Annotated in this window: 9 protein-coding genes; 7 read left to right on the top strand and 2 right to left on the bottom strand. The window is 37.9% G+C overall.

Features of this window, described 5'->3' with window-relative positions:
• Nucleotides 1-55: 55 nt before the first annotated feature.
• Together HAV12_RS14125 and HAV12_RS14120 are read right to left on the bottom strand one after the other, a co-directional pair.
• Nucleotides 56-817, bottom strand: a complete 762-nt coding sequence (locus HAV12_RS14125) for a phosphatase PAP2 family protein (protein ID WP_171570226.1) — start codon at nucleotides 815-817, stop codon at nucleotides 56-58.
• A 198-nt stretch (nucleotides 818-1,015) separates the two neighbouring features.
• Nucleotides 1,016-4,966, bottom strand: coding sequence for a hybrid sensor histidine kinase/response regulator transcription factor (locus tag HAV12_RS14120; protein ID WP_171570225.1), 3,951 nt, complete (start codon nucleotides 4,964-4,966; stop codon nucleotides 1,016-1,018).
• 388 nt (nucleotides 4,967-5,354) lie between these two features.
• Between HAV12_RS14120 and HAV12_RS14115 the strand changes: the two genes are divergently transcribed.
• The 7 genes from HAV12_RS14115 to HAV12_RS14085 all read left to right on the top strand — a co-directional run bounded on the left by HAV12_RS14115 (nucleotide 5,355) and on the right by HAV12_RS14085 (nucleotide 17,351).
• A complete protein-coding gene (locus HAV12_RS14115) occupies nucleotides 5,355-8,360 on the top strand; it encodes a TonB-dependent receptor (RefSeq protein ID WP_171570224.1) in 3,006 nt (1,001 codons plus the stop codon).
• Between the two features lie 18 nt (nucleotides 8,361-8,378).
• Nucleotides 8,379-9,905, top strand: a complete 1,527-nt coding sequence (locus tag HAV12_RS14110) for a RagB/SusD family nutrient uptake outer membrane protein (protein ID WP_171570223.1) — start codon at nucleotides 8,379-8,381, stop codon at nucleotides 9,903-9,905.
• Nucleotides 9,906-9,982: 77 nt separating this feature from the next.
• Nucleotides 9,983-11,158: a cellulase family glycosylhydrolase gene (locus tag HAV12_RS14105; RefSeq protein ID WP_171570222.1), complete on the top strand. Its 1,176-nt coding sequence runs from the start codon at nucleotides 9,983-9,985 to the stop codon at nucleotides 11,156-11,158.
• A gap of 793 nt (nucleotides 11,159-11,951) precedes the next feature.
• Nucleotides 11,952-12,992, top strand: coding sequence for a glycoside hydrolase family 43 protein (locus HAV12_RS14100; RefSeq protein WP_171570221.1), 1,041 nt, complete (start codon nucleotides 11,952-11,954; stop codon nucleotides 12,990-12,992).
• Between the two features lie 306 nt (nucleotides 12,993-13,298).
• Nucleotides 13,299-15,119, top strand: a complete 1,821-nt coding sequence (locus HAV12_RS14095) for a glycoside hydrolase family 2 protein (RefSeq protein WP_171570220.1) — start codon at nucleotides 13,299-13,301, stop codon at nucleotides 15,117-15,119.
• A gap of 11 nt (nucleotides 15,120-15,130) precedes the next feature.
• A complete protein-coding gene (locus HAV12_RS14090; protein ID WP_171570219.1) occupies nucleotides 15,131-16,153 on the top strand; it encodes a family 43 glycosylhydrolase in 1,023 nt (340 codons plus the stop codon).
• A 25-nt stretch (nucleotides 16,154-16,178) separates the two neighbouring features.
• Entirely contained in the window at nucleotides 16,179-17,351 is a 1,173-nt protein-coding gene (locus HAV12_RS14085; protein ID WP_171570218.1) for an aldose epimerase family protein, read from the top strand.
• Nucleotides 17,352-17,424: the final 73 nt, after the last annotated feature.

Raw genomic sequence — 17,424 nt, 5'->3', positions numbered from 1 at the left:
ATCCTTAATCATATAAGGGTTGGGGATTTTTTTGAAATAAATATAAAGTTCAGCATTAAAATGTTTTAAAATAACAGAGACTAAACTGTTTGCCATCATAGGAAGGCATAAGAAAAGAAGTCGATTTTTTTTCTTTGCCATTAAATAATTTTCGGGAAAGATAAGGATTGAGCCAGTAGGCTGCTTTGGTGCTCAGTATTCCGATTCCGGCTCCGGCGGCTACATCGGTCAGCCAGTGCCTGTTGTTGTACATTCTGAAAACTCCTGTTCCCGTGGCGATAGCATAACCTGCAACGCCGTACCAAACGGACTGGTCCTTGTACTCCTGATATAGAAACTCGGCACCCGCAAAAGCGATAGCAGTATGTCCTGATGGAAAAGAATCATTGGTAGTTCCGTCGGGCCTCTCTACATTTGTGATTGATTTTAACCCAAAAACAGTTCCCACACAAATAATGGTGGAGGTAGCCAGAATAACAGAGCGGTCCCTCATGTTGTTTTTGCCTTTAACGCCAAAAGCATTTAGAGCGTATACGGAGACTGCCGGAACATATCTTGAAAAATCATCGATAGTTACTTTCGTGTCGATGCTTTCGTTAACTTCATTACGAATCTGAAAATTAAAGCTTTTTATCTGCCCGCTTTCAGCTCCCCACAAACCGTAACCAAATAAGATCCCCGGAATGATGAGCTGTTTGTAATTGAAACGTATATTTTTGACAGTATCAGCAGCGATACTATCTTTTTGCTTGTAATCCTGCGCAATTGCGGTACAGGATATCGAAAGCAAAAATAGAAACAGGCTGATTTTTCTCATTTAAATCTATGAATTAATATACAATACCATAACGGACTTTCAAAATTCCATCGGGACTATTTCCGTATCATTTAAGTCTTAAGTTTAAAGATATTAATTTTATGGGAGTCTGCCACAAGTTACGTTTTCAATTTGACTTAATTTCTCCTTAAGTTTTGAATTCTCTTTCTTTAAAAGACTAATTTGTGCCTGAAACACTTATTTATTCAATGCAATATATTCTGACGGCGTCATCGAAAAATGTTTTTGAAAGTTTCTTCCAAAGCTCGTTTGTGATTTATAGCCCACCATTTCAGCAATTTCATACATTTTGAAATTCTCATTTAAAAGCAGTTCTGCTGCTCTCTTTAAACGTACAATATTGATCAGTTCGTTCGGACTCAAATTCGAAATATCTTTGATTTTTCGATACAGGGTAGAACGGCTCATATTCATGATCTCGGCAAGAGATTCCACACTTAAATCAGGGTCCGTAATGTTTTTAAGAATTTCATCATCGAGTTTTTTAAGAAACTTTTCATCGGTTTTATTGTGTGCGATGCTTTTAATGTGCGAAAGGGGAGAACTCGCATAATAATTCATAATCTGTTTTCGGTTTTCGATCAAATTATTTGCCTGAACTTTTAGGTAATCCATAGAAAAAGGTTTGGCAATATAGGCGTCGGCACCCACTTCCAAACCATCAATCTGTGATTTCAGAGAGTTTTTAGCCGTTAATAAAATCACCGGAATATGACTGGTTTCTAAATTTGTTTTAATCTCCTTGCACATTGAAATTCCATCCATGACAGGCATTGATACATCGCTGATCACGAGCTGAATATTTTCGTTATGAATTACTTTCAGTGCCTCTTCGCCATTTTCTGCTTTTAAAATGGTGTACGAAGAAGCTAATCCCGCAGTAATGAAATCCAATAAATCGATATTGTCTTCTACGACTAAAACCTGAGGTTTTTCATTTTTGGTTTCTACTTCTGTTTTTTCTGTTTGCGTTTGGTTCCCTTCTTTTTCAGAATCGGTATACAACATAAATTCCTCTTCCTGATGCAGTGGTAACACAAGCTCGAAAATATTGAGTTTGGCATGTGAGACTAATTGTAAAGTTCCGTTGTGCAGTTGTGTTAAGGCATGCGCCAGTGAAAGGCCAATTCCTGTTCCGGAAGTACTGTCCATATTATCCACTCTGAAAAAGGGCTCAAAAATTTTGTCTTTGAGCTGAAACGGAATCAGATTTCCATCGTTTTGAACCAGCAGCGTCAGTTTCTTATCCTCTCTGTAAAGCGTTATCGAAACCTTATCTGTGGAGTATTTGATAGCGTTGCTGATTAAATTACTCAGGATTTTTTTAAGGGCTTCTTTATCCACAAAAGCAAAAATATCTTTTTCACCGAGCTGCATTTCAAATTCAATTCCTCTTTCTTCAATTAATGGGCTGAATCTCAAATGCAGATTTCGGACGATAGACGAAATATTGGCCTCCACAAAAGTCAGTTTCAAACCGCCAATTTCTGATTTTCTGAAGTCTAATAATTCATTCACCAATTTCAGCAATCTCGATGTGTTTTTTTTCATGATCGAAAGATTCTGCGGTACCTCAGGCGATTGGTGTTCCATAATCAGAAGTTTCTCCAGCGGCCCTTTGATAAGGGTCAGCGGAGTCCTGATTTCATGGGCAACGTTGGTAAAAAAGTCAATCTTGGCCTGATAGATTTCTTTTTCTTTTTCGTCGTTCAGATGTTTTATTTTGCGGTTATTCTTAATTTGTGTCAGATTTTGAGAATACCGGATAATGTAATAAAACAAGCCGCAAATCAATAGAAAATAAAAGGAATAGGCGTACGAACTCGCCCAAAAGGGCGGCAAAATCCTGATTTTTAGTTTTACTTCCTTACTCCATACCCCAAAACTGTTTAGCGATTTTACCTTAAAAACATAAGACCCCGGTGCCAGTTCCGTAAAGAAAACTTTATTGTTTCGTTCCAGGTAAACCCAGTCCGTGTTGACATTTTCAAGCTGATACCAATATTCGGTAAGTTCCGGAGCGGTATAGTTTAGGGACGCAAATTCAAGATTAAATGATGACTGGTTGTTGTTGAGTTCCAATTCGTCGAGATGGGAAATAGATTGTTTTAGGGGTGAGTCATTTTTACTGACATCTACATCCTTGTTATTGATCTGAAGATTGGTGATAAAAGTAGACGGTGTATATTTATTTTTAGTGAAATGTTTCGGGTTAAAACTGATCATTCCGTTTAGGTTTCCAAAATACATATCACCGTTATTGTCTTTATACGCTGAACTGTAATTGAACTGATCGCTTAATAAACCATTGGCAGTAGTGAAAATTTTGATGCTTTTATGATCCGGACTAAATTTTACAAGGCCTTTGGAAGTGGTGAGCCACAAATTTTTAGCATCGTCTTCTAAAATAGAATACACCACACTGCTCGGAAGACCATTTTTGCTCGTAAATTTCGTAAAAGTCCTCGTTTTTTTATCAAAAAGATTCAGTCCGTTTTCAGTAGCAAACCAGAGATTTTTGTGGCTGTCTTCAAAAATAGAATTAATCGAATTATTGCTGATGCCGCCCGGATTTTTATAATCGTACATAAAAACGGCTCTTTTATGGCTTTTCGGATTATAAAAAAACAAACCGTCCCTGTAGCTTCCTGCCCAGTAATTACCATCACTATCTTCTTTAAAACTCGTGTAATGCGTGCTTTCCGGAAATATTTTCAGGATATCGAAATTGTCATTTTTTTCGTTAAACCGATAAATTCCCATAGTTGTAACGACCATCAGATCTTTGTTTTTTGTTTCGGAAAAGGAAAAAATAAAATTGCTTCGTAAACCACTTGACGGATCATTGGCACTGTAATGTCTGATAACAGCACCGGTTTTATGATCTAAAAGATCTAAACCATGCTCAAAAGTGCCCACCCAGATTTTGTCTTTTCTGGGCAATAAGGCATGAATGTTATAGTACGAAACACCGCTTTTACTGCCATTGGGCAAGTACGAAGTAAATTGCTGTGTTTTCGGATTAAACCGGTTCAGTCCGGCATCCTCGGTACCAATCCAGAGGTCACCGTAATCATCTTTGTGAATTTCCCTTACGGCGCTTCCGCTAATGGAATTCTGATTTTTTTGAGGGAAATATTTCTTAAACTGCGTGTATTGTTTCTGATGGTAATTAATTCCGCCAAAATACGTTCCGATCCAGATTCCGTTTTCCTTATCAATGGTGATCGAGTAGGCAGCATTATCTGAAATTGCATAAGGATCATTAAAGTTTTTACGAAGATTAAGGCTTGTTTTTGTTTTAAGGTCATAAACATATACGCCGGATTCGCTGGCAATCCAGAGTTTTTCATGGCCTTTCTTTTTAAATTGTCGGACAAAAACAGGTTCTTTAACAGAGAATTTTAAATCTGTTGTATTTTTAGTAGTGACATTATAAACCAATACACCATGATCCTGCGTACCAATCAGAATATTGTTTTTGTCTAAAGCATAAATAACAGTAATCCTAAAGTTCGCTTTATTTGCTGGGGGATTTATAGTAATATTTTCAAACGAAAGACTTTCTTCAGAATAATGGTAAATTTTATTTAAGGAAGAAGCCCAAATCTCGCCATTTTCATCGCTGGTGATAGAGGTAGTAATAAAGTATTTATTAGGATTAAAAGTCTTGGTTTCTTTTTTTGCGGTGGCGTATTTGTAAAGGATATTTCCGGATATAAACCAGATGTTTCCCTTTTTATCATGATTTATATCGTTGATCCTGTCATTAATAGCTTCGTTTAGCACCGTAAACTGATCTGTCTTTTTATCGTATTGATACAAACCTTTATCAGTTCCTACCCAAATAATACCTTTATATTGATGCAGCGATTGTATATAATTGCTTCCGAGGCTGTGTACAGGGTCTGACTGACTTCTGTACGTCTTAAAACGATACCCGTCAAAGCGGTTCAGGCCGTCTTTGGTGCCAAACCACATAAAACCGTCTTCGTCCTGCATGGAGGTAATGACAGTATTATTGGAAAGCCCTTCTTCCACCTGAAAATGCTTAAAATAATATTCTTGCGAATGAATAAAATTCATCGAAAAAAAGAATACAAACAGAAAAAGGAAGAATTTACGCATTGTTATATTTTTTATCATAAAAAGAAGTTTCTTCAAATCGTGTCAATGTTCAACAGAATGTTGCACGACGTTTAAAATTTCAAAATAATTATACCATTTGAATCATTTGAGATAGAAATTGACACAAATCAAGCATTTTATTTTGAATAAAAATCATCTACTTTGGATTTTAAATAAATGATATTGATAATTTTTAGGTAAAAAAAGTATAGTATCAATAAAATTAAGTTTGAAAAAATACGTCAAATATAATTTTGAAATTAAATGAACAGATTATTACTAAAGAACAATATTAATTATTTTTTAGTTCGAATCAGAGACGATTAGAATATTTAATAATTAAATGTAAAACCAACCAAAAAAGAAAACTATCTAAAATGAAAAATCAATGAAAACAAAGTTCACTCAAATTTTAAAGCAGAGATATTACCTCTTGTTTTTCTTTAGTTTATTAGTACAACAAACGTATGCCCAACAAATTGCCATAAAAGGAAAAGTAACATCGGCAACAGGAGAAGCAATTCCGTTTGCCAATGTAATTATCAAAAATACCTCAAATGGTGCTGTTACAGATTTTGACGGAAGCTTTTCAATTACAGCCAAAGCAAATGACATTTTGGTTTTCAGCTCCCAGGGTTATAAATCGAAAGAAACAGCCATCAACAACCAGACTTCCATAAATATTTCACTGGCAGAAGATGCCCTTGCACTTAATGAAGTGGTGCTGGTGGGATACGGTTCCCAGCAAAAGAAAGATTTAACCGGAGCTATATCATTAGTAAAGGCCGATGAAATTCAGAAAAGACAAATTACAACAGTAGCCGATGGACTGCAAGGCCTTGTTACAGGCGTAAAAGTTCGTGGCGGAGGAAAACCGGGTCAGGAAGCGAATATTGAAATCCGTGGTCTGAAAAATCTTCAGAATGCAAATCCATTATACGTAATAGATGGTTTGGTTACTTCGGCCAACAGGGATTTTAATCCGAACGATATCGAAAGCATCCAGGTTTTAAAAGATGCCTCGGCAGCCGCCATTTATGGGTCAAGAGCCGCCAATGGTGTCATTATTATTACCACCAAAAAAGGGAAGAAAGGACCGCTTAAAGTAGAAGTTTCAGCCAAAACAAGTTTTACGACAATGCCGACTTATAGTTTAATGGGAACAGAAGAGTTCGCAAAATTAAACAATCAGGCGTATGATAATGCCGGATTTGCGAGACAAAACTTAAATATGGCAGTTAATACAGACTGGCAGAAAGAAGTTTTTAAAACCGGAATGATTAAGGATTATAATGCCAGTGTTTCCGGTGGGGGCGATAATTCGACTTTCTTTATGTCGGCCAATTATTTCGGGAATGAAGGAACGGTGATTTCAACAGATTTTGACAGGATTTCATTCCGTGTCAATTCAAGCGGATCAAAAGGAATTTTTAGTATTGGAGAAAATCTGGCCATCAGTAATTCCAAAACAGATGAAATGTCCGGAAATCCAATTATTGATGTGTACAGACTAACACCGACAATTCCGGTATATGACGCATCTAACCCAGGCGGTTATGGTTACGGAAAACAGGGCGTAGCCGATACTTTTGGTACCAACCCTTTGGCCATTGCTGATTTTGCGGACACTAAAAATGAAAATTTCAGGATCAGAGGAAATATCTGGGCCGAAATAAAATTTGCATCCTGGTTAAAATACCGTTTCAATTTTGGGTATGAATCCAGTTTTGATTCGTACAAATTTCTGAGAAAAGTGGGGAACTGGTCCTTAAACCAGCCGCCGGATCAATCGTATACCGACCAGAACAAAGGAAGATCAGAAACAAAATTGTTTGAAAACACCCTGACTTTCAAAAAAGAATTCGGCAAGCATGACCTGACTATTTTAGTGGGACAGACTTTTCAAAAAGACGATTACAATCAAATTTACGGAACAAAGAGAAATCTTCCGATAAATTCAGCAACAGGGCAGTACTATGATGTTTTAAATCAGGGGGATTCGCCGGTAGTGGGAGGTTATATCAATGAAGCAGCACTGGCCTCTTATTTAGGAAGATTAGAGTACAATTATGATAACCGTTACTTATTCAACGCTGTAATCAGACGTGACGGATCTTCAAGATTCAGTAAAGGTAATCAATGGGGTAATTTCCCTTCGGTTTCTGCCGGATGGAGAATTAGCAATGAATCGTTCTTTAAATCAGAATTCATTAAAGATTTAAAATTAAGAGCGAGTTACGGAGAATTAGGTTCCGGAAATATCAGGGAATACGAATCTAAAAGTTTTATCAATAATTTCGGGCAGATTGTTTTGGGAGACGGACAAAGTTTATATCCTTCTGCCACTCAGGTTAAACTTTCAAATGCACAATTGCGTTGGGAAAAACTAAAACAAACCAATTTTGGTTTAGACGTTGCCGTTTTAAATAATGATTTGCGTTTTACAGCCGATTATTTTATCGCCCGTACCGAAGATGTATTGTTTGGTTTCCCGATTTTATTAACGACAGGTAACGACGGAGGAAATCCAATTTCGAATGCCGCAACGGTAGAAAATAAAGGTATTGAACTGGAATTGGCCTACAGCAAAAAAATCAATGACTTTTCGTTTAATGCTTCTTTAAATTTTACAAAAGTAAATAACAAACTGGTTGCCTTAGGAAACGGACAAAACGAAAATATTGTCGGAAACACCATGACACGTGCAGGAAATGCTGTGGGAATGTGGTATGTTTTGCAAACGGACGGTTTGTTTCAGTCTCAGGAAGAAGTTCAAAATTACAAGAATGCAGCCGGAAAAGTAATTATGCCAAATGCCGTACCGGGAGATATTCGTTTTAAAGATGTGAATGGTGACGGAGAAATTAACAATAAAGACAAAGACATTGTGGGAAGCCCGTGGCCTGAATTTGAAATGGGATTCAATGCCGGAGCAGAATACAAAGGTTTTGATTTCTCTATGAACTGGATTGCGTCGCACGGTGCAACTGTTTATGACGGATTTAGAAGCGTAGTAGATCGTTTTGATGATAATAGTAATTACAGAACAGGAATTCAGCCGTGGACTCCTGAAAATCCAAATACTGATTTTCCAAGAATTACAAAAGGGTCAACATTAAATTCAAGAGGAGACAGTGATCGTTTCTTAGAAAGCGGAGATTTTATCAGACTTAAATATATTGGATTTGGTTATAATTTACCTGATAGTGTTTTAAAAAATTCAGGAATTACAAGAGCAAGATTAACATTATCAGCACAAAACGTTATTACCATTACAAAATACAAAGGGTTAGATCCGGAGTTTACCAACAGTAATATTTTCGAAAGAGGTGTAGATAATGGTGCCTTCCCGAATCTTCAGACGTATTCTTTTGGTGTTGAGTTTAGCTTTTAATTTTAAAAAAACAGCATAATGAAAAAAATAATAATAGCAATCGTAGTTTTTTCAGGCCTCTTTTTTGCATCATCTTGCGAAAATGAACTGGACCTGAACAGCCAAACTGATATTGAAACAGGACAATATTGGAAAAGTGAAAGTGATGCTCAGGCAGGTGTCAATTCCATTTACGCCATGTTTTATAAAGACGGCTTATGGGCAAGATGGATGTATTTTCGCTTAGACTTAACTTCTGACGAAGGATTTAGTAACAGCCCGTGGACAGAACTGGCCGACTGGACCAGATTCAATTATATCAATTATAATTTCTGGGAAGGAAATGCAGTAACGTGGAGAGATACCTACAAAGCTGTTTTCAGATGTAATCAGGTTTTAGCTTACGTTCCCAACATTGCTTTTCAAAATGAAGATGATAAAAAGAAAGTTTTAGCACAGGCTAAATTTTTCAGAGCGATGCATTACTATTATGCAGCCATTCTTTGGGAAAATATTCCATTGGTTCTAGAGCCTTCAACTCCGGCTGATTTACCGCAACAAAGAAATGTAACCGAAGTTTGGGCTCAGATTGAAAAAGATTTAAACGAAGCTTACACCGATTTACCGGCAGACTGGACAGGAGACAACACCGGAAGACCGGATAAAGGTGCAGCAAAAGCTTTTCTGGCAAAAGTATACATGCAGCAGCACAAATGGCCTGAAGCAAAAACAGCTTTAGAATATTTAATTACCGGTCCGGGAGCCAAATACAGTTTAGTTTCAAACTACAGAGACAACTTTACGGATGTAAATGAAAACAACAACGAGTCTGTATTTGAAATTCAGTTTGGCGATCAGAGAAAAGGCGGAACCGGTGAAGATCCAAATGCTGCAGTTTCCAGCAATCGTGGTCAGTTTTTTGCACCAAGGGGAATTGGATGGTCTGATGGACAAGCCCGTTATTGGTTAGTCGATGCCTTTAAACAGGAAAAAAATAAAGATGGAAATTTAGATACAAGATTGAGATACACTTTATATTATCCGGCATTAGAAGCCGATTTTGGAGACAAAACCTATGGAAGAAACTGGGAGTGGGGTAATAATGAAGCCTGGTTCAGAAAAGGAAGCCGTGATTATTACCGAAACAACGAAGATTATTACAGTCAGGTTAATTACCGATTAATTCGTTATGCGGATATTTTGTTACGCTACGCCGAAGTTTTGAACGAAACAGGCAACACGGCAGGAGCTTACCAGTATGTTGATTTGGTGAGAGCACGTGTAAACATGAATACTTTAGCCGTTTCACATCCTGAAATCGGAAACGATCACGATAAATTTCTGGAAAGATTAAAAACAGAACGTGTTTTGGAATTAGCCGGTGAAAGTGTTCGTTGGGAAGATTTAAAACGTTGGGGAGATTTAGATTCCCAGGCTTCTGTCGATAAAATTTCGCTTCGTGATCCTGATTTCAAAACCTTTACAGTAGGGAAAAACCATAGATTGCCTATTCCGCAGGTAGACGTGGACAACAATCCCAACTTAGACCAGCACCCGGAATATTAAACTATTTTTTAGGGGAATCAGATGAGTTCTGATTCCCTTAATCACAAAGAACCTCCGTTCTAATTAAGAAAATTATAATGAGAAAAATAAAATTGTATCTGACACTCGTGTTAGCAGGCACATTATTGCTAAGCTGCAACAACAAAAAAAATAATTCGGAAGAAAATAAAAAGGAAACAGCCGTAGTTGAAAAAAGAGACATCTGGACCAAAGAACAGGCCCATCAATGGTATGCCGAACAGCCGTGGTTAGTGGGCGCCAATTATTATCCGAGCACCGCCATCAATCAATTGGAAATGTGGCAGGCCGATACTTTTGATCCCAAAAGAATCGATAAGGAATTAGGCTGGGCAGAAGGAATCGGCATGAATGTAATGCGCGTTTACCTGCACGATTTACTGCACAAACAAGACGCAGAAGGTTTTTACAAACGCATGGATACTTTTTTAGGAATTGCCGATAAACATCACATCAAAATTCTGTTTGTTTTGTTTGATTCGTGCTGGGATCCGTTTCCTGCCTTAGGAAAACAAAGAGCTCCCAAACCACATACGCACAATTCAGGCTGGGTGCAAAGTCCGGGTCAGAAAGTGCTTCAGGATGCAACGCAATATCCTCGTTTAGAGAAATATGTAAAAGAAACCGTTTCGAAATTCGCCGCTGACAAACGTATTTTAGGCTGGGATGTCTGGAACGAGCCCGATAATATGACCGGGCCGTCTTATGAAAAAGTGGAAATTAAAAACAAAGTGGCATTGATTCTGCCTCTTCTAAAAAATGTATTTGTCTGGGTGAGAGAAAGCAACCCTTCACAACCCCTAACTTCCGGAGTTTGGGTAGGGGATTGGAGTGATGAAGCAAAAATGCTGCCGATGCACAAAATGCAAATCGAACAGTCTGATGTGATTACTTTCCACAATTACAACAAACCTGAGGATTTCGAAAAAGTAATCAAACAATTGCAGCGCTACGGAAAACCGCTAATCTGTACCGAATATATGGCCAGACCAAACGGAAGTACTTTTGAAGGTTTCTTACCCATTGCGAAAAAATACAACGTTGGCATGATCAACTGGGGATTGGTTGATGGAAAAACACAAACCAAATACGCGTGGGACAGCTGGACTAAAACATATACAGCAGAACCGGAAGTCTGGTTTCACGAAGTATTTCACAATGACGGAACGCCTTACATCAAAGCGGAAACGGATCTGATTAAAAAACTGACAGCTGAGGCGAAGGAGAAGAATTAGATAATGAGATAATGTGTCAATTAGATAATTAGACTTCTTAGATTTTTAGAGAGTTAGATTTTTTTTGCCACAGATTGCACGGATTGGACAGATTTTAGCGGATCATTTCAATAGGCACGCGCAAAAAAAAATCTGCGTAATCTGCATAATCTGCGAGAAAAAATTAGCGAAAATTAGTGAAATTAGTGGCAAAACTTTTAACCCGTAAAACCCACGAGCAACACATCAAAAGTAATCCCTTAATCTGTGGCAAGAAAATATAACACTAAAGAATTAGATAATGTGTCAATGAGATAATTAGACTTCTTAGATTTTTAGATAGTTAGATTTTTTTGCCACAGATTGCAAGGATTAAACGGATTTTAGCGGATCATTTCACTAGGCATGCACCAAAAAAATCTGCGTAATCTGCGAGAAAAAAATTAGCGAAAATTAGTGGAATTAGTGGCAAAACTTTTAACCCGTAAAACCCACGAGCAACACATCAAAAGTAATCACTTAATCTGTGGCAAGAAAATATAACACTAAAGAATTAGATAATGTGTCAATTAGATAATTAGACATCTTAGATTTTTAGAGAGTTAGATTTTTTTTGCCACAGATTGCGCGGATTAGCCGGATTTTAGCGGATCATTTCACTAGGCATGCACCAAAAAAATCTGCGTAATCTGCGAGAAAAAATTAGCGAAAATTAGTGGAATTAGTGGCAAAACTTTTAACCCGCAAAACCCGCGAGCAACACATCATAATAATCCCTTAATCTGTGGCAAAAAACATTTTAATCATAAACAGAATGAAAAAATACACAATAAAACAGCTATTTGCACTGGCAATATTTCTTTTTTGTTTTTCATCGTATGCACAACAGCCTGATCCTCCCGGACAGGTGAAAGGAAATGCGAAACCCAAAAATGAAGCGTACCTGTTTGCGCACATGACGCATAACGATTATGGCAGATTGTATTATTCCGTAAGCCTTGACGGTTTGCATTGGGAGAATCTGAACAGCGGCAAAAGAGTTTTCGAAGACTACAAAGGACATCCCGATATCTGCAAGGGACCGGACGGAAAATATTACATCGCAGGAAATACGGGCGATGATGCAAAAACAATTAATATTTGGGTTTCGGATGATTTAATCACCTGGAAAAAACATGCCGATTATACACCCGATTTAAAAAGTACCCCGGATTATTCGAATGCTTTACAGCGCATTGGAGCTCCGAAGTTGTATTACGATAAAGACTCGGAACAGTTTATTATGACTTGGCACACCCCGCATTTAGAAGGAACTAAAGAAGATCCGGAACGCTATTGGGCAAGTCAGCGAACGTTATATGTTTTATCTAAAGATTTAAAAACTTTCGAAGGAACTCCAAAACGTTTATTCGATTGGGATATGGGAACCATTGATGTTTTCATTCGTAAAGTGGGCGATTCGTATTATGCTGTGATTAAGGATGAAACCTATCCAACCTTGTACTGGACAACAGGCAAAACCATTCGGATTGCAAAATCGAAATCACTCTTAGGACCCTATTCTTTGCCCCAGCAATCGATAAGTCCCAATTTCAGGGAAGCACCCATGTTGATCCCTTCTCCGGATGATAAAATCTGGTACATGTATTACGAACAATATCCGGGAGTTTCCTACGGATTATCGATAGCCGATAACCTAAACGGACCCTGGTTTCAGGCCTCAGGGTATACTTTTTTTGCCGACTGGGACAAATACAGCTTTCCCGAAAAAGTACGCCACGGCTGCATGATTACCATTTCAGGAAAGGAATACGATAGTCTGGTGAAGAAATTTGGTCTTGCGAAAAAGTTGTGAGTTATGGGGTGTGAATTATGAATTATGAGTTGTGAGTTATGGGTTATGGGTTATGGGTTATGAGTTCGGGATTAGGTGTTGTGTTGTATTTTGAGTTAATACGAAAACAGAGATTATTGTAGCGGAAATAAATAGTTTTAAGCACTTAATCCGACTCATAACCCATAATTAATAATTCATAATTAAAAAATTGGTTAGTTAAGTTAGTGTTTGAAATTACCAGACTATGTGGATATGGTCTGGTAATTTATTGAGTAAAGAAGAAATAGCAATGGTTATAGCAATTATTGCATAAAACGATATAGAATGAATAAGAAAACTACAGTTCTGGTGGCGCTTTTTTTAAGCTGTCTGGTTCATGCGCAGTGGAAACTACAAGGCGATAAAATCAAGACGAAATGGGCATTACAGGTTGATCCTGCAAAAACGTTACCTGAATATCCGCGTCCGATTATGGAGCGCAGCCAATGGAAAAACCTGAATGGTTTATGGAATTACGCCATTCAGGATTTTGGAAAAACGGTACCTTCAAAATATGACGGACAGATTCTGGTTCCGTTTGCGGTGGAGTCCAGTTTGTCCGGTGTGATGAAACAAGTGGGAGTACAAAAGGAACTTTGGTATCAAACCAATTTTTCCATCGAATCCAATTGGGATGCGCAAAATATTCTCCTGCATTTTGGTGCTGTAGACTGGAAAACCGAAATCTGGCTCAATGATGTAAAAATAGGTTCCCATACTGGCGGATATACCCCGTTTTCATTCGATATCACCCCATTTATTAAAAAAGGAAACACACAAAAATTAGTGGTAAAAGTTTGGGATCCTTCCAACGATGGGCCTCAGCCAAGAGGGAAACAAGTAAAAAATCCGGAAGGAATCTGGTATACACCCGTAACGGGAATCTGGCAAACGGTCTGGATCGAACCTGTAAATGCTAAAAATATTACGAATTTAAGGACAACTCCCAATGTAGATCAAAACAGCATTAGTATAAAAGCCGAAGTTGCAGGAGCAGAAACAGGAGATGTAATTGAAATTTCGGTTTTTGACGGCACACAAGAAATTGCAAAAGAAAAAGCGGTTGTTGGAGAAAGTCTGGATATCGTACTGGATCACCCAAAATTATGGTCGCCGGAAAGTCCGTTTTTATACCAGACAAAAATCAGCCTGATAGCTAAAGACAAAGTCGTTGACGAAGTAAAAAGCTATTTTGCCATGCGAAAAATTTCATCAAAAAGAGATGAAAATGGCATTATGAGAATGCAGCTGAACAACAAAGATTATTTCCAGTTCGGACCTTTGGATCAAGGCTGGTGGCCTGACGGATTGTATACGGCACCAACCGATGAAGCTTTAAAATTCGACCTGATCAAAACGAAAGAGTTAGGTTTTAATATGATCCGGAAACACGTAAAAGCAGAACCGGAACGTTGGTACACCCACTGTGATCAATTGGGGATTTTAGTCTGGCAGGATATGCCAAGCGGCGACGATCAGCCGATCTGGCAAGACAGGAAATATTTTGACGGAACCGAATTACAGCGTTCTGCAAAATCGGAAGCCATCTATAAAAAAGAGTGGAAAGAAATCATGGATCATTTATATTCTTATCCGAGTATTGTGGTCTGGGTTCCGTTTAACGAAGCCTGGGGACAATTTAAAACGGTTGAAATTACCGAATGGACCAAAAATCATGATCCAAGCCGTCTGACGAATTCATCGAGTGGCGGAAATCATTTTCAAACCGGAGATATACTGGATTTACATCATTATCCGGGACCGGAATTGTATTTGTACGATGCCGGAAGAGTAACGGTTTTAGGCGAATATGGCGGAATCGGATTGCCGCTTGAAGGACATTTATGGAAAGCAAAGGACAATTGGGGCTATGTTAAATTCAAAAATGAAAATGAGGTTACTGCCGAATATATCCAATACGCGCAAATGCTTAAAAACTTTGTAAAATCAGGCTTTTCGGCAGCAGTGTACACCCAAACAACTGATGTTGAAGGCGAAGTAAACGGTTTTATGACATACGACCGAAAGATTGATAAAATGGATTTCAAAAAAGTAAATAAAATCAATACGGAGGTTATTGATGTCTTAAATAAAAAGAATAAATAATACTCTTTCCAATGAAAAAATACCTGATTCTTATTTTGTTTTTTACTGTTGCTTTTGTACAGGCACAGACTTTTTCAAATCCAATTTTGCCTTCGGGCGCAGACCCTTACAGCACGTATTACAAGGGATATTATTATTACACGAATACACTTCAGGATCGATTGGTTTTATGGAAAACAAAAAGCCTGACAGATCTTAAAAATGCCGAAAGCAAAGTCGTCTGGAAAGCACCAAAAGGAACTGATTATTCGGCAGATATCTGGGCACCGGAATTTCACTTTATCAACGGAAAATGGTATGCGTATTTTGCTGCAGACAATGGTGATAACAACACACACCGGATGTATGTTTTAGAAAATAAAGCTGCAGATCCTTTTAAAGGAAAATGGGAATTTAAAGGAAAAATTGCCGCCAAAACCGATAAATGGGCTATTGACGGAAATGTTTTCGAATATAAAAAACAGCTTTACATGATCTGGGCGGGATGGGAAGGCGATACTAACGGACAACAAAATATCTACATCGCCAAAATGAAAAATCCGCTTGAAATTGAAGGTGACAGGGTAATGATTTCTGCACCAACTCACGACTGGGAAACCCATGGAGCGTTGCACGATAACGTAAATCCGGCTCAGGTAAATGTGAATGAAGGGCCTCAGTTTTTGTCGAATGGCGATAAAATCTTCATCGTATTTTCAGCCAGCGGCTGCTGGACCGATTATTACGCTTTGGGATTGTTGACATTTAAAGGCGGAGCTGATTTACTGGACGCATCGGCCTGGGAAAAATCAGAAGAGCCGATTTTTAAGCAATCGGATAAAAATAAAGTGTATGCACCGGGTCACAATTCATTTTTTAAATCCCCGGACGGAAAAGAAGACTGGATTTTATACCATGCCAATTCAAATTCCGGAGAAGGTTGTGGTAATAAGAGATCACCCAGAATGCAAAAAATCAGCTGGGATGCGAACGGTTTTCCGGTTTTGGGCGAACCGGTAAGCGAAACAACGAGATTGGAAATTCCATCAAAATAATCAGGAACATTTTAAAAGTATAAAAATGAAAAATATAAAAATAGCAGGCGTTTTGTTACTGGCCCTTTTTCAGTTGAACTGCAAAGACAATGCAAAAGAAGTTCCGTCTAAAAATACTGCTGAAATAGAAATTGATTCGATTAAGCCACTTTTAGAGACTAAAAATTTTGATACCCTTATCGAGGGAAAAAAAGTCAATTTGTACTGGATTGAAAATAAAGGCATAAAAGCCGCTTTCACCAATTACGGCGGAAGATTAATTGGACTCTGGGTTGCCGATAAAAATGGAAAACAAACGGATGTAGTGGTAGGAATGAACAGCGCAAAAGGTTTTAAAACGGCAACAGAGCCGTATTTTGGAGCTACCATCGGAAGGGTTGGAAACCGTATTGCAAAAGGACAATTTACTTTGGAAGGGCAACATTATCAGGTGCCTTTAAATAATGGAAAAAATGCCTTGCACGGCGGTCTTAAAGGTTTTCAGGATGTGGTTTGGGAGGTGGAGAAAACCAATGAAAATACTTTAGTTTTCAGTTATACGTCACCGGATGGAGAACAGGGTTTTCCCGGAAATCTAAAAGTAAAAGTAACGTACACACTTGAAGCTGATCAAACTATTAAAATGGAATATGAAGCGACAACCGATAAAACCACTCTAGTCAATTTAACCAATCATACTTTTTTTAATCTGAATGGAGAAGGAAGCGGAACGATCCTGAAACATGAACTGCAAATTTATGCCAATGAATTTACGCCGGTAGATGAAGGTTTAATTCCAACAGGAGAACAGAAACCGGTTCAAAATACGGTTTTCGATTTTACGGCAAAACATACGATCGGAGAACGTATCGAAGTGAAAGACGAACAGTTAAAATTTGGAAAAGGATACGATCATAACTATGTTTTAAACGGAACGAAGAAAAAAGGAATGAATCATGCCGCCACAATTTCCGGAGACCAGTCTGGAATTACGCTGGATATTTATACTCAGGAACCGGGTCTGCAATTTTACAGTGGAAATTTCATGCAATCAAAAAATACCTTTAAATCGGGTGCTAAAGATGATTTCAGAACAGCTTTTGCTTTAGAAACACAGCATTTTCCGGATGCACCTAATCAGCCAAAATTTGCATCAATTGTTTTGAAACCGGGAGAAAAATATCATACGGTTTCTTATTATCAGTTTTCGGTAAAGTAGAGGGGGGTTAGATAATTAGATAATTAGACAATTAGATGATTAGATAATGTGAAACTTAAAACTTAAAACTTAA

The sequence above is a fragment of the Flavobacterium sp. CLA17 genome (assembly GCF_013112255.2).
Classification (GTDB): domain Bacteria; phylum Bacteroidota; class Bacteroidia; order Flavobacteriales; family Flavobacteriaceae; genus Flavobacterium; species Flavobacterium circumlabens.
Note: the sequence above shows the minus strand (reverse complement) of the source record. Positions and strands in the feature narration are given on the sequence as shown.

Bases quoted from the DNA above. Each gene is read 5' to 3' on its own strand.
- HAV12_RS14090 (WP_171570219.1), top strand. From the start codon at position 15,131: ATGAAAAAATACCTGATTCTTATTTTGTTTTTTACTGTTGCTTTTGTA.
- HAV12_RS14100 (WP_171570221.1), top strand. From the start codon at position 11,952: ATGAAAAAATACACAATAAAACAGCTATTTGCACTGGCAATATTTCTT.
- HAV12_RS14125 (WP_171570226.1), bottom strand. From the start codon at position 817: ATGAGAAAAATCAGCCTGTTTCTATTTTTGCTTTCGATATCCTGTACC.
- HAV12_RS14095 (WP_171570220.1), top strand. From the start codon at position 13,299: ATGAATAAGAAAACTACAGTTCTGGTGGCGCTTTTTTTAAGCTGTCTG.
- HAV12_RS14105 (WP_171570222.1), top strand. From the start codon at position 9,983: ATGAGAAAAATAAAATTGTATCTGACACTCGTGTTAGCAGGCACATTA.
- HAV12_RS14120 (WP_171570225.1), bottom strand. From the start codon at position 4,966: ATGCGTAAATTCTTCCTTTTTCTGTTTGTATTCTTTTTTTCGATGAAT.
- HAV12_RS14085 (WP_171570218.1), top strand. From the start codon at position 16,179: ATGAAAAATATAAAAATAGCAGGCGTTTTGTTACTGGCCCTTTTTCAG.
- HAV12_RS14110 (WP_171570223.1), top strand. From the start codon at position 8,379: ATGAAAAAAATAATAATAGCAATCGTAGTTTTTTCAGGCCTCTTTTTT.
- HAV12_RS14115 (WP_171570224.1), top strand. From the start codon at position 5,355: ATGAAAACAAAGTTCACTCAAATTTTAAAGCAGAGATATTACCTCTTG.